The organism is Winogradskyella ouciana (assembly GCF_009709615.1).
GTDB lineage: Bacteria > Bacteroidota > Bacteroidia > Flavobacteriales > Flavobacteriaceae > Winogradskyella > Winogradskyella ouciana.
The window spans coordinates 225,627-238,769 of sequence record NZ_WJYA01000005.1; the positions used below are offsets into that span (position 1 = coordinate 225,627).

The 13,143-nt window shown below is 35.0% G+C and carries 13 protein-coding genes; 3 read left to right on the plus strand and 10 right to left on the minus strand.

Annotated features, from left to right (window positions below; translation table 11 throughout):
• Positions 1-26: 26 nt before the first annotated feature.
• The 8 genes from F1003_RS08610 to F1003_RS08640 form a co-directional block, all read right to left on the minus strand.
• Positions 27-1,064: a vWA domain-containing protein gene (locus F1003_RS08610; protein WP_155088944.1), complete on the minus strand. Its 1,038-nt coding sequence runs from the start codon at positions 1,062-1,064 to the stop codon at positions 27-29.
• On the minus strand, positions 1,057-2,061 hold the full coding sequence (locus F1003_RS08615; protein WP_155088946.1) for a vWA domain-containing protein: 1,005 nt from the start codon (positions 2,059-2,061) through the stop codon (positions 1,057-1,059). The genes F1003_RS08610 and F1003_RS08615 overlap by 8 nt, the downstream gene beginning before the upstream one ends.
• Positions 2,061-3,071, minus strand: a complete 1,011-nt coding sequence (locus tag F1003_RS08620; RefSeq protein WP_235898302.1) for a hypothetical protein — start codon at positions 3,069-3,071, stop codon at positions 2,061-2,063. The genes F1003_RS08615 and F1003_RS08620 overlap by 1 nt, the downstream gene beginning before the upstream one ends.
• A 56-nt stretch (positions 3,072-3,127) precedes the next feature.
• Positions 3,128-3,787, minus strand: a complete 660-nt coding sequence (locus F1003_RS16935) for a hypothetical protein (RefSeq protein ID WP_235898303.1) — start codon at positions 3,785-3,787, stop codon at positions 3,128-3,130.
• Positions 3,788-3,825: 38 nt separating this feature from the next.
• Entirely contained in the window at positions 3,826-4,692 is an 867-nt protein-coding gene (locus tag F1003_RS08625) for a DUF58 domain-containing protein (protein WP_155088948.1), read from the minus strand.
• A 99-nt stretch (positions 4,693-4,791) separates the two neighbouring features.
• Positions 4,792-5,793, minus strand: coding sequence for an AAA family ATPase (locus tag F1003_RS08630; RefSeq protein WP_155088950.1), 1,002 nt, complete (start codon positions 5,791-5,793; stop codon positions 4,792-4,794).
• A gap of 151 nt (positions 5,794-5,944) precedes the next feature.
• Positions 5,945-6,751, minus strand: a complete 807-nt coding sequence (locus F1003_RS08635) for a DUF4382 domain-containing protein (RefSeq protein ID WP_155088952.1) — start codon at positions 6,749-6,751, stop codon at positions 5,945-5,947.
• A gap of 166 nt (positions 6,752-6,917) precedes the next feature.
• A complete protein-coding gene (locus F1003_RS08640; protein ID WP_162306936.1) occupies positions 6,918-7,481 on the minus strand; it encodes a DUF4382 domain-containing protein in 564 nt (187 codons plus the stop codon).
• A 104-nt stretch (positions 7,482-7,585) separates the two neighbouring features.
• Between F1003_RS08640 and F1003_RS08645 the strand changes: the two genes are divergently transcribed.
• The 3 genes from F1003_RS08645 to F1003_RS08655 all read left to right on the plus strand — a co-directional run bounded on the left by F1003_RS08645 (position 7,586) and on the right by F1003_RS08655 (position 10,344).
• Positions 7,586-8,449, plus strand: a complete 864-nt coding sequence (locus tag F1003_RS08645) for an aldo/keto reductase (RefSeq protein WP_162306937.1) — start codon at positions 7,586-7,588, stop codon at positions 8,447-8,449.
• 100 nt (positions 8,450-8,549) lie between these two features.
• Positions 8,550-9,182 (plus strand): HD domain-containing protein, encoded by a 633-nt coding sequence (locus F1003_RS08650; RefSeq protein ID WP_202913888.1) that lies wholly within the window; start codon positions 8,550-8,552, stop codon positions 9,180-9,182.
• Positions 9,183-9,210: 28 nt separating this feature from the next.
• The gene (locus F1003_RS08655; protein WP_155088955.1) at positions 9,211-10,344 is read left to right on the plus strand and encodes an ATP-binding protein; all 1,134 of its coding nucleotides are present in this window, start codon (positions 9,211-9,213) and stop codon (positions 10,342-10,344) included.
• A 210-nt stretch (positions 10,345-10,554) separates the two neighbouring features.
• Here F1003_RS08655 and F1003_RS08660 read toward each other — a convergent pair whose 3' ends face one another.
• Positions 10,555-11,742 (minus strand): DUF1501 domain-containing protein, encoded by a 1,188-nt coding sequence (locus F1003_RS08660; protein ID WP_155088957.1) that lies wholly within the window; start codon positions 11,740-11,742, stop codon positions 10,555-10,557.
• 2 nt (positions 11,743-11,744) lie between these two features.
• Positions 11,745-13,118 (minus strand): DUF1800 domain-containing protein, encoded by a 1,374-nt coding sequence (locus F1003_RS08665; RefSeq protein WP_155088959.1) that lies wholly within the window; start codon positions 13,116-13,118, stop codon positions 11,745-11,747.
• Positions 13,119-13,143 lie beyond the last annotated feature (25 nt).

Below are 13,143 nucleotides of genomic sequence, written 5' to 3' on the forward strand. Positions count from 1 at the left end.
TGCCATGACTTACAGTTAAAGAAAGTCTAAAAGTTCTCATTAAACAGGTTTAACCTTTTAAGCCAAGCTGTTTTTCGTTCTAAAAAGAATATATCTATAAACAATAACAAGATTCCCAGACCTAAAAACCATTGAAACTGATCTTTAAAATCTGCAATCTGTTTAGACTCAAATTCTTTTTTATCGGTCTCATCCAATACATCCTTAATTGCCTCAACGACTTCCGCTGTATTGCTTCCATTAATATAGACTCCGTTGGTTTCTTCAGCAATTTCTTTTAGAGTGGTTTCGTCTAAACGGGTAATTACAGTTTCACCTTTATTATCCTTCTTATAATTGAGTATAATATTGTTTCTTTTTATTGGTATTGGGCCACCTTTGGTGCTTCCTACACCAATGGTCAAAATCCTAATACCTTCTTCACTTGCTTCTTCTGCAATATCTGCAGCATCACCTTCGTGATCCTCGCCATCTGAAATAATGATTAGAATACGATTGGTTTGTTCTTCATCATCATAATACGTCTTTGCTAATTGAATGGCCTCGTGGATTGCTGTACCTTGAGATGATAGCATGTCCGTATTCATGTTTTGCAAAAACATTTTAGCTGATGCATAATCCGTAGTAATTGGTAATTGCGGAAAGGCTTTACCTGCATAGGCAATAATACCAACTCGATCACTTGCCAAACTATTTATAATCTCTCGTACCAATTGCTTTGATTTCTCTAAGCGATTCGGCGCAATATCTTCTGCCAGCATACTTTTAGATACATCTACTGCAAAAACGATATCCACTCCTTGACTTCTAACGGTTTCTAGTTTTGTACCAATTTTTGGATTGACCAATGCTAAGGACAAACACGCAAATGCTCCACAAAGTACCAATACTTTTAAAACACTCTTAAATACAGATTGGTTAGGACTTAATCGTCTTAATAAGTTACTATCCGCAAACTTTTTTTGTGCAGAGCGCCTCCAAATTTGCAATAACACAAACAAGAGCATTATTACCGGAATTACCAGTAATGTCCAAAACCATATTTTTTCGTCTAGTCTAAACAAAGCTTCTAAATATTGTGTTTCTTAATAATAATTCTATTAAAAGCAATAACCCAGCCAATAAGACTAAAGGTCTATACTTTTCTTCATAGTTATAATACTTCTTTTCTTCTATTTCGGTTTTTTCGAGCTTATTGATCTCTTTATAAATCTCAACTAGTTTTTTATTGTTGGTCGCTCTAAAATATTTTCCACCTGTGACTTCTGCAATCTCTTTCAATAATTCCTCATCTATCTCTACTTGCTGTCTCCCATATCTAAAAGTACCATTGGGATTAATGGACATAGGTGACAATGCCATACCGTTTGTTCCCAGTCCAATGGTATAAACCTTAATACCATACTCTAAAGCTAACTCACTAGCAATTTTTGGGTCTATGAATCCTCCGTTGTTGACACCATCGGTTAAAAGAATAATGACTTTACTCTTTGCTCTGCTGTCTTTTAAGCGATTGACGGAAGTTGCTAAGCCCATTCCAATGGCTGTTCCTCCCTCAATAATAGTATTGTATTTAATATCTCTCAGTGAGCGTTGTACAATCGATTTATCACTTGTAATTGGTGTTTTTGTATACGCTTCTCCAGCATATTCTACCAGACCAATTCTGTCGTTAGGTCTGCCATCTATAAAATCTGCAGCAACTTCTTTTAAGGCTTCTAGTCGATTTGGTCGTAAATCTTTAGCCAACATACTTGCAGATACATCGATTGACATTACAATATCTATACCTCTTGTTGTTTTAGTCTTTGTTGAAACATCAACTGTTCTGGGTCTTGCCAAAGCAGTAATTAAAAGTCCTAAGGCAATGATTCGTAAGGCAAATAAAACATGTCTAAATTTAGACCAGAAAGAAGACGATGTTTTAAAACCTTTTATGCTCGATATCTTAAGCTCTGCTGTTTGCTGATTTCGCTTAAATACATACCAAGCTATGGCTATTGGCAAAAGCAATAGAAACCAAAATAGTTCTTTATTTAAAAATTCTATATTTTCAAACATTATTCTTCCTCTTCTTCAACGGGTTCATCTGGATTCAACTCAATGGAATCTACAATTCGGTCTACTATATCGCTTGCATAATTATCATCCGATCTCCATACAATTACAATTTGTTGAACAACATTTTCCGAAGTAAAACTTAAGATAATATATTCACCACCTTCATAGGTGCCAGGTTTTAAACCAGGAAACTCAGCTGTACCAAAAGTCTTTAAACCTTCTGCAGCATTTGGCGTAATAAATTGTTCATTCTTTGTAATGATGTTTCTTACACCTTTTTGCTCCCAATTACTCAAGCTTCCTTCAACAACAGTGTTTAAGTTGATAGCTTTCTGCTGATCCGAATCATCACCCTGACCCTTCGGAATATCTAAAACAGTAGTCCCTGTAACCATGTAGAAGCGCTCAATTAAACTACCGTAACCAAACATTGTTATTTCCGCTTTGTCCTCAAACCCTTCCGGAAGTTCAGTTTCCTGTCGTTTAAGCACTTTTGGTGTTTCAATATAAATTGGCGGAAAACCATAGGCACTTTCTACCCACTCACCTTCTAATAGTTCTTTACTTTCGTGACCAATAACGGTATCCTTAACATAACCAAAACCATATTTAATGCCGAAGCCAACGAATGTAGCAATAAGCAAGAATAGGGAAATAGCAACCGTAAGAATTACTTTTTTACGTTTCTTTTTGCGCTCTTGTTCTTCTTTATATTGCTGATCTAAAAGCTTTTCTTCCTCTGTTGGTTCTGGCAACACTGCCTTTACACTATCTATTTCCTTCTCAATAGTAGCCCTATCCATTTCAATAAGCGCAGCATCTGGTGCAGACTTTGCAAATTTTACTAAATCGGCACGTTTGAGAATGGTTTCAAGATTGTTTAATGTCTCTTTTGAAAAGTTGAATTGATTGCCTTCTTTCAATAATTGAAGTCTCGATATTAACTCTTCCGTTGTACTTTCCAATGAACGGTCGTAAACTTTTTCGTCAAGATATTTTCTAATGACCAAAGTCAGTTGAGAATAATATTCCTTGACTTCAGAACGTATTAAATACTGACTCTCGTCTAATTTTTTAATGCTAGCTTAGCTCTATCGTATGGAGGCACTAGGGCAATTTCTTCCTCTTCGGTTAATGGCTTTTGCCTCCAGATAAACCACCAGAGTAAAAATGCTACTAATGCGATAGCTGCTAAAATTCCCAATAACCACTTCCACCAATTGCCACCTGACTTTTCAACTTCGATAATGGGTTTGATATCGTATAGTTTCTGTTTAGTGGTATCTACCTCAATAGTATTGACATCCACTCTTAGAGAATCTGTGAAAAACGATTTATCTCCTATGATTACTTTCTGTCTTGGAATGGTATAAGAACCCGAATCGAACTGGGTAAGCTTGTAAATTCGAGATAGTAAAAAATTGGCGTTTTTCTTTGTAGTATCTATTTCTGAAGCTTCAACTGCTTCTAAAGGCATAAAGGTTTGCCCTTCTGGAAACACAACCAATGCAGAAGAATCTGCTTCTACCTTGATTTTATAGTTGATTTGTTCTCCTATTCGAATTTTGGTGGTATCAACCTCGGTTTTGACTTGACTTTGTAAGTATGAAGTACAAAGTATGGAGTACAAAGTACAAGCCAGTACGATTCCGCGAACTTTTAGCTTGTAGCCTGTTTCTTTGGTTCTTGACGTGGTATTAATTCTATTTAGAATACACTTTATCACTTTACACTTTTTACTTTACACTTCGCACTTTGTGCGTATTATCCTCTTCTTTTAAAATAAGCCAACAGTTTTCTTACATAGCTTTCGTCCACGCGACAATCTATGGTACCTGCTCCCGATTTAGTGAAACTATCCTTGAAATAATTTACTTTCTCATTATAGAATTTTCCGTAATTCTGGCGTACTTTTTTAGAAGCCGTATTTACCAACAGCAACTCACCTGTTTCTTCATCTTGCATTTGCACCATCCCTATGTTTGGAATGGATTCTTCGTGTTTGTCGTAAACTCTAATACCTGTAATATCGTGCTTGCCTGACGCAATTTTTAAGTTTTGTTTATAGTCGTCTGCAATGAAATCTGATAACATAAACACAATCGCTTTCTTTTTCATCACATTAGATAAAAATTTAAAAGCCTCTGCTATATTGGTGTTCTTGCTCTTTGGTTTAAACTCTAATAGCTCTCTAATGATTCTCAATACATGTGAACGACCTTTTTTAGGCGGAATGTAAAGCTCAATCTCATCTGAATATAAAATCAGACCAATTTTATCATTATTCTGAGTGGCCGAAAATGCCAATGTCGCTGCAATTTCGGTCACGATTTCGTCTTTAAATTGATTCTGTGTCCCAAAAAACTTACTGCCCGAAACATCTGCCATGAGCATCATGGTAAGTTCTCGTTCTTCTTCAAAAACCTTAATGTAAGGTTCATTGTAACGTGCCGTAACATTCCAATCAATATTTCTTACATCGTCACCATACTGATATTGACGGACTTCAGAAAAAGTCATACCACGACCTTTGAAAGTCGAGTGGTATTCGCCTCCAAATATATGATCGGACAAACGACGTGTCTTGATCTCTATTTTTCGTACTTTTTTTAGAAGTTCTTTGGTATCCATTTTTTTCAGTATGCAGTATGCAGTCTTCAGTTCGCAGTATATTCCAATCAGTTTTCGAGTGAGCGACTGCTAACTGAAGACTGATTTACTGTCAACTATTTATGGTACTTCAATCTCGTTTACAATCTTGTTTATGATGTCTTCTGAAGTCACATTTTCTGCTTCCGCTTCGTAAGTGATGCCTATTCTATGACGTAGAACATCATGCACAACTGCACGAACATCCTCAGGAATCACATAACCTCTTCGCTTTATGAACGCATAGCATTTTGCAGCAGTCGCCAAATTGATACTACCACGAGGTGATGCACCAAATGATATCAATGGCTTTAAACTTGGAAGTTTATACTTTTCAGGATAACGTGTGGCGAAAACAATATCTAGAATATATTTTTCAATTTTTTCATCCATGTAAACTTCTCTAACCGCCTCTTGTGCGCTTAAAATCTGAGCCGTAGAAACCACTGGATTTACTTTTTCATAAGCTCCTTTTAGATTGGCTCTTACGATTAGTTGCTCCTCATCTAGTTTTGGATAATCAATTACAGTTTTTAGCATAAAACGATCCACCTGTGCTTCTGGTAATGGATAAGTTCCTTCTTGCTCAACAGGGTTTTGGGTAGCCATTACCAAGAATGGTTTGTCCAGTACAAATGTTTCGTCACCAATAGTCACCTGTTTTTCTTGCATAGCCTCCAACAAAGCAGATTGCACTTTTGCTGGTGCTCTGTTGATCTCATCCGCTAAAACGAAGTTGGCGAAGATCGGCCCTTTCTTAATTGAAAAATCATTTTCTTTTATATTGTAGATTAAGGTACCAACAACATCTGCCGGTAATAAATCTGGTGTAAACTGAATTCTACTAAAACTGGCATCAATAGCTTTAGACAAGGTATTAATGGCTAAAGTTTTTGCCAAGCCAGGAACACCTTCTAACAAAATATGACCTTGACCAAGCAAACCAATGAGCAAACGCTCAACCATGTGTTTTTGTCCAACAATGACCTTATTCATTTCTAAGGTAAGTAGGTCAACAAAGGCACTTTCTTTTTCTATCTTTTCATTAATCGATTTAATATCAATTGTACTCGCTTCTTCCATTTTTTTAAGGGTTTAAGAACGAAACTATTATAATAATTTTTTCGAGGTTGCAAAATGTTAAAATTTTTCGGGAGTTGCTGTTAACAATTGGTTAAAAAAAAAGCGCATAGTTCTAATGAACTTGCGCTTTTCTATAAACTCTTAAATAATGCTACTCTAGCGTGATTGTGCCCAAATTTGTGGTTTCTCCAATAACTATCTCAACATCTTCAATTATTACTGCATTTAACATGGAATCATTATCTGGAGTAATTGTTACTGTATAAACTCCTGGTGACAATCCTAAAATTTGAAAATTCCCTGAATCATCTGTAAGTGTTGATGCGGTTTCAATTCCGTTTGTTGCTTCTACAGCAACTACCACATCCGCAGGTAATACAGTACCTGACAAACTACCTGAGTTGACTTCTAAACTTGCTCTTAAGACAGGCTTTAAGTTAATATTCCCTGAATTACCAGCCATCACTATGGATTCGTCAGCATCAAAATCTAATATAAAATCATAGTTAAGACCAGCAACAATCTCTTGATTGACCATTATTTTTAAGCCTGATTGTTGTGCGCTTGGTGTATTTAAATGACGTGGTTCTGTTTCGCCTTCTAAGACAACAGAATTATCATCTCCCAAAACTAATCGTATCTGTTTAAGAAGACCAGCTTCAATTTCTTCATTATCTACAAGTTCTAAACTTACACCACCAGTCAATTCCAATAAGTCGTATACACCAGGATTAATAATTCCTATTGATTGCCATCCATTTTCGTCATCATCACTTTCACCATCATACTTCACCATAACATCTACAACCTCTATAAATACATGCTCATAATCACCAGGCTCATCCACTAATTTTACGGATAGTCTTGCAGTACCATCATTACTTGATTCGTCAGAATTATTACAGGAAAAGGTAAATATTGCTATAAGTAGAAGCAATGTTTGTTTTAAATATTTCATGATTTTTTAGATTTTAAGGTTACATGTAGATATACGCACCTAATGTGTATTTAGACGTCTTAATCTAATAGTTTCTGATCAGAATAGTATTAAGCTTTAGTTAAAAAAACAAAGAGCAACACCGTAGTATTGCTCTTTTATCTTCGTTAATTACGGATTAGGATAATTAATATTCATATTGTCGTATTGAGGTATATAATTTTGGGTTAAAAACCATTATGTTTTCTTCGTCATTGAAACTTATGGATGAATCAATATCCAAATCAATCACAAACTCGTAGCTTCTGTTGGAAATCAATTCTGACTTTACCAAATTTGAAGGTGTTGCATTACCTAAGTTCTCCACTTCCAAACTCATCAATAAGCCATTGACATCCATAAAATTGTTATCGCCTAGCACCAACCTTATTTCATGTATAAAGGTGGATTCGATTTCTATATGGTCTACCAGCAATAAAGCGGAATCCTCATTTAAATTACATGCATTATAAGTTCCTTGATTAATGGCATTAAGACTCATCCATGCATTGGGTTCATTATCGTCTTCTTTTACTTTAAACTGAACATCTTCAATATCTATAAAAACTTTATCATGTTCTTGCGATGTGCTTTTTAACTTTACCGTAATACTGGTGAACTCAGCATTAACATCGTCTTTTGTACAACTGGTGAAACAGATTAAAAGAAAAAAGGAATAAAGTAACGGGTTAATAGCTTGTAAATGTTTCATGATTTGAGGTATGGAATAATTACATAACAAGAATACCGTAATCTTATGGTTTTGAGTATTTTTATACACCAATTGCATAAAAACCAATATAAACCGAAAAAAAAGTGAGATATTCTCGATTAATTGCAGGTACTATGACCTGGGGAAGCTGGGGAAAACAGCTCTCGAAAAAAGAAATGGACGCTTTAATGCACCATTGTATTACCAATAACATTACTACTTTTGACCATGCAGATATTTACGGTGCCTACACCACTGAAGCGGATTTTGGAAAAGCTTTTATAGACTCTGGAATTAAGCGCGAAGATATTCAACTGATTTCTAAATGTGGTATTCAGTATCTCAGCGACAATCGAAACAACAAGGTTAAACATTACGACTACAGCAAGGAATATATTATCTGGTCGGTTGAGGAATCACTAAAGAATTTAAACACAGAGTATTTGGATTTATTACTGTTACACAGACCTAGTCCATTGATGGTTGCCGAGGACATTGCAGAAGCGATTTCAATTCTAAAAAAAGATGGAAAGATCAGAGATTTTGGAGTATCTAATTTTACACCATCTCAAATGGATATGATCAGTCTTCGTATGGATGTTGATGTCAATCAGATTGAATTTTCACTAACGCAACATTCCGCAATGCACAATGGTACTTTGGACTATATGACCACTTGTGGCATAAAGCCCATGGCTTGGTCACCATTGGGCTCAGTTTTTAGAGAAGACAATGAACAAACCAGGCGTATTCATAAACAGCTAGGTGGGTTGATGGATAAGTATAATGCCACTGAGGACCAATTGTTATTGGCTTGGATAATGAAACATCCTGCTGGGATTCATCCTGTGGTTGGGACCACAAATAAAAAGCGATTAACACAAGCCGTAGAAGCCTCAAAAATTGAACTTGAATTAGAGGATTGGTTTTTGATTTTGGTGGCAAGTCAAGGGCATAAGGTGCCATAAGTCCCTTTGTCCTATGGACATTTCCTAAAAGGGGAAAAGTTGGCAGTGCTCTGTTGCAGTCTAGTTTTGGCATCATCGAGAAAATAAGAACTACAAAACCATGAAGAGAACTGAGCTAAAGCCCAAGTGGGTTGATTTAGTTTCAAATTATACCGATAAAAAAGCAATTGTTGCTTCGCTTTGGAAAGATATTGTAGATCATTATTCCAATACAAATAGATATTACCACAATCTCGATCACATTCAAAATATGCTGAGTCAAGCAGAAGACTTTAAAAGCCATATAGAGGATTATGATGTTTTAGTTTTCGCCATCTGGTATCATGACATTATTTACAAATCCACTAAAAAGGATAACGAAGTAAAAAGTGCACTTTTCGCCAAAAAAGCTTTAAAATCATTGAATTTTAATGAAAAAAGGATTGAAAACATTGAAAATTTGATTATTTCGACTAAAAAGCATCAAATCATTTTAGATGAAAATGATGATAATGCCTATCTTTTGGATTTTGATTCATCAATTCTAGGGAGTGATTGGAAAACCTATCAAAATTATACACAACAAATCAGAAAGGAATATAAAATCTATCCTGAATTTATGTATAAGCCAGGGAGAAAAAAAGTGCTTCAACATTTTTTAGAACGTGAAACGTTGTATTTTACAGAAGTATATCAGGATAAGTTTGAAACTCAAGCTAGAGAGAATATAATAAAAGAATTAAAGCTATTATAAAAAGTCCTCTTTGGGGATTTATGGGCTTATGATCAATAAACGCCTACTCATTAAAAACCTACTTGCTCACAACGATGAGAACAGTTTCTATGATAAAAAACGAAAGATTGACATTAGCCATAAAGAAGGTAAGGCGAAGTTTTTAAAGCATATTTGCGCACTATCTAATAGTAATCCAAAAAACAATTCGTATATCGTTATTGGTGTTGAAGACGAGGACAATAAAATTATTGGTGTCGATTTTTTTGATGACAGCAAAATTCAAAACCTCATCAATGCGTATTTAACCAATCCACCTATTGTTCAGTACGAGAATATTCCATTTCCACATTTGCCAGATGACAAGGTCGTTGGTCTTGTTACCATTAGATCAATTGATAAAATCACCTCACTAAGGAAAAATATATGGAAATACTATGGAGGCTCGGTATTTTTTAGGGATGGGAGTATGAGTATGCCAAAAGTTTTTGATGTTGAAATAAAAGACGTCAACTCCGATATAGTTTCAGCTATTGAAAATCACGCACAAAACAATATTGAATTGACACTCGATGGTGTGTTTGACTTTATGAACAAACGTCAAGATTTCAACCCTCAGTATAGGGTCTTTAAAGAGTATTTTGTGTTATGCTGGTCAGGGCAAAAAAAATACGTTAAGGATGAAGTATTTTATTCTCGCGTAGATATAGAATTGATAAATGAACAAGTTAGGCTGTTTTATTCTGCTCTAGATGAGGTTTCCATTTCTTATAATAAAGACTCGTTTAAGATTGTAGAATACGTTAGACTTGGTCTTCAACAATCTCATAAGTATTATAAGCTCGAAGAAAAAATCATTCATTTTGATGATAATGCCAATTATTCCATAGAAGCAAATCTCATTTTTGAGCCACCGCAATTTGATAAAAAAATACTCCATCATATTTATAACACCAACAATGTTATTCTTGCAAAACTTGAAAAAGGTGTTAGGCTCGCCAATCATGAGATTGTTGATTTAGAAAATTTAGCTGCCAGTTACCTAATTTGTTATCTCAATGGCTTTGACGATGCTTTGCTAAAGTTAGAATCTGCTAAGCCATATATAAAAGGCTATAATTCTGAACTCTACAGGTCTTACAAAGAAACCATTAGGATTCTGCGGAAAGTGAAGTATAATTAGGTTCGTCGAATTTATTGAATATTTTATCCTTGATTTCTGCATCTTATCGAAGTACCTACAAAAACACTACAGATTATACATTTTTTTCGACCATTCATCAAAAATTTTAAGGACAAAGCAAAATATCTTGCATCTTTGATATGCTATTAATCAATTATATAACCTTGTTTCACTATTGCAAATGCAAAAACTGAAACGAGGTTTTTTTGTTTAAATAAAGTTTAAGGTTTTTTGTTTTGAATTGATAATTCCTTCCGTAGAAACATTCATCCATTTAGACAATACGGTTGCATAAACTGATCTAAAGTCAATTTCATATTTTAAATCCCCATTTGTATCTAAATCACTGAGGCTTGCCAAGCTATTGTAGAATCCTGCCTTTTTTAGATTCTTGCCTATGATAAACACATTATTAGCGGCTCCGTGGTCTGTACCATTTGCTGCGTTTTGTTTAACACGCCTTCCAAATTCAGAAAAGGTTAAAATCAATGTGTCATTAAAAGTTCCGTTTTGTTTTAAGTCCTTTACAAAGGCCGAGACGCTTTCTGCATATTGTTTTAATAGCCTTGCTTGTTTATTTTGCTGATTGGCGTGCGTATCAAAGCCGCCTAACGAAGTATAGAACACTTTGGTTTCTAAACCAGAGTTGATAAACTGTGCCACATTTTTAAGTTGTTTGGCAAATTTATTCTGAGGATACTCTTGTTGAGACAACCTCACTTTGGTGTTTTCGTAAATATACTTGGCAGAAGATTTGGCCTCTATCAAAGTTTGGTAGAGATAACCCAAATTGTGTTCACTTAAATGCGCATCGTTGTAATGGTTAAGCACATTCTTAAAATAAGGGTCTTTAGCCGTTCTGTATAAAACTTTATAATCATTTGTGGCAATACCATTAAAATGCTCGCCTTTCATTGCTAGACTTAATTGCTCGTCCATTTCAATGGCGTTGTATGGTTTTTTACCATGCGCATCGAGATAACGTCCCAGCCAACCACTCTGCAAATACTCGTCAGAATCACTGGCTGTTTGCCAAATATCCATGGATCTAAAATGAGAACGCACAGGATTTGGGTAACCTACGTTATTTAAAATGGATAGTTCACCATTGTCGTACAGCGCTCTTAATGGTGATAAACTCGAGTGAAAGCCTAAATCATCATTCAGCTTTATGATGTCTTTTGTTATAGCTAAGCGTGGTCTGGCATTGTAATAAATATCGTTATTGTGTGGAATAATAGTATTTAATCCGTCGTTACCACCAGCAAGCTGAACAATAACCAATCGTTTGTAACCCAATTGTGCGGCAGCTACAGACTCAAAGGCCTTTACAAAACTTGGCACAAAGAACAAGCTGCTCGCCAATGCTGAATCTTTTATAAATTTTCTTCTATCCATAACTAACACATTTGGTATTCTGGTAATGACATTAACTGAATGCAATAATCTTGTTTCGATTTTTTGCTTAGCGATTCTAGATAATCAGCCGTGCCTTTATTTAAGTTGCCTTGAATGATATATTCATGTAGGTTTTCTGTTTCAATAGAGTTGAAATTGTCCAAGAAAGCTTCCCAGTTTGGCAAAGTCTTAAAAGGCAATTTATCTTTGCTTCGCTTAAAGTATTTCTCTCTAAAACTGTCATTGAAATCACCATGCTCTTTTAGTGAAATAACAGCATTGTTAAACAACAACGATGCTAGTTTTAACCTAACCATAATAGTATTAGCATCTATCCATGCCTTATCGCCTTTCCATCCTGCTACGTTTGGCGGATCCAATAAGGTTTGCCCGAGAAGTTTTTGAATTTTTATAAGATCTTTTTTATTCTCAAATTCAACAGGAATGGTATTTGCCATACCTACCAAAAACTCAATTGGTGATTTTATTTTCGCTCCTATATTTACTTCATCATAAAACCAGTCTGACATAAATACGAAGCGTATTAGGTTTTCGATATTATAATCCTTAAAAAACACATCTGCCATAGCTTCAATATGGTTTTTATTGGGTACTGGATTTACAAAATAGCGATAGATTTTATCTGAGATGAATAGTGCACATTGTTTGTTTTCCAATATAATATCGATTATATCGTCACCATCAAACTTACCTATATGGCCTAAAAATGTTTTGGATTCATTGTCATGCTGAAACTCTCTAAGTCTAAAATTCCCTTCAAAATCATGATTATAACCTGTAAATGCCCTTGCACTTTCCTTAATATCTTTTTCGGAATATTGTCCTTCACCTAGAGTAAACAATTCCATCAACTCACGTGCAAAATTTTCGTTGGGTTTATGCTTTCTGTTTTGTTTTCCGTTTAAATACCTCAGCATGGCAGCTTCTTTAGAAATCGCTTTTACAAAGGCTCTAAAATCACCCAAGGCATAATATCTCAACGTATTATTGTATTGCTGTGCATATTTAGGGTTTCGATCTCTACACACAAAATGGTTAGCCCAAAACAAAGTCATGCGTTCTCTTAGTACCTCTTTTGGTTGTATTAACTGTTCAATCCATTTATAATTAAGTTCTAGTATAGACTTGATGTTTTTTTCATTGATTTCTTTGGCTAAGGATGGATATTTTTTAAAATCCATAGGATTGATCCCATCGAGATAAGACAGGTCTATATGTATGGGAGAAATGGCCTTAGAATTTACAAAAAGTGCATCCACAACATCCTTTCTGCTCTTAGAATTCGCAGTATACACTTTTGGCAGCATCCCGAAACCTGCACGCCAGTATAGATGCTGAAGTTCTTTTTGATTCATGTAAATTAGACTAAGTAAGGGCTTT

Coding starts and splice junctions, on each gene's coding strand:
- F1003_RS08615 (WP_155088946.1), bottom strand. CDS start 2,061: ATGTTTGAAAATATAGAATTTTTAAATAAAGAACTATTTTGGTTTCTA.
- F1003_RS08625 (WP_155088948.1), bottom strand. CDS start 4,692: ATGGATACCAAAGAACTTCTAAAAAAAGTACGAAAAATAGAGATCAAG.
- F1003_RS08630 (WP_155088950.1), bottom strand. CDS start 5,793: ATGGAAGAAGCGAGTACAATTGATATTAAATCGATTAATGAAAAGATA.
- F1003_RS08635 (WP_155088952.1), bottom strand. CDS start 6,751: ATGAAATATTTAAAACAAACATTGCTTCTACTTATAGCAATATTTACC.
- F1003_RS08640 (WP_162306936.1), bottom strand. CDS start 7,481: ATGAAACATTTACAAGCTATTAACCCGTTACTTTATTCCTTTTTTCTT.
- F1003_RS08650 (WP_202913888.1), top strand. CDS start 8,550: ATGAAGAGAACTGAGCTAAAGCCCAAGTGGGTTGATTTAGTTTCAAAT.
- F1003_RS08655 (WP_155088955.1), top strand. CDS start 9,211: ATGATCAATAAACGCCTACTCATTAAAAACCTACTTGCTCACAACGAT.
- F1003_RS08660 (WP_155088957.1), bottom strand. CDS start 11,742: ATGGATAGAAGAAAATTTATAAAAGATTCAGCATTGGCGAGCAGCTTG.
- F1003_RS08665 (WP_155088959.1), bottom strand. CDS start 13,118: ATGAATCAAAAAGAACTTCAGCATCTATACTGGCGTGCAGGTTTCGGG.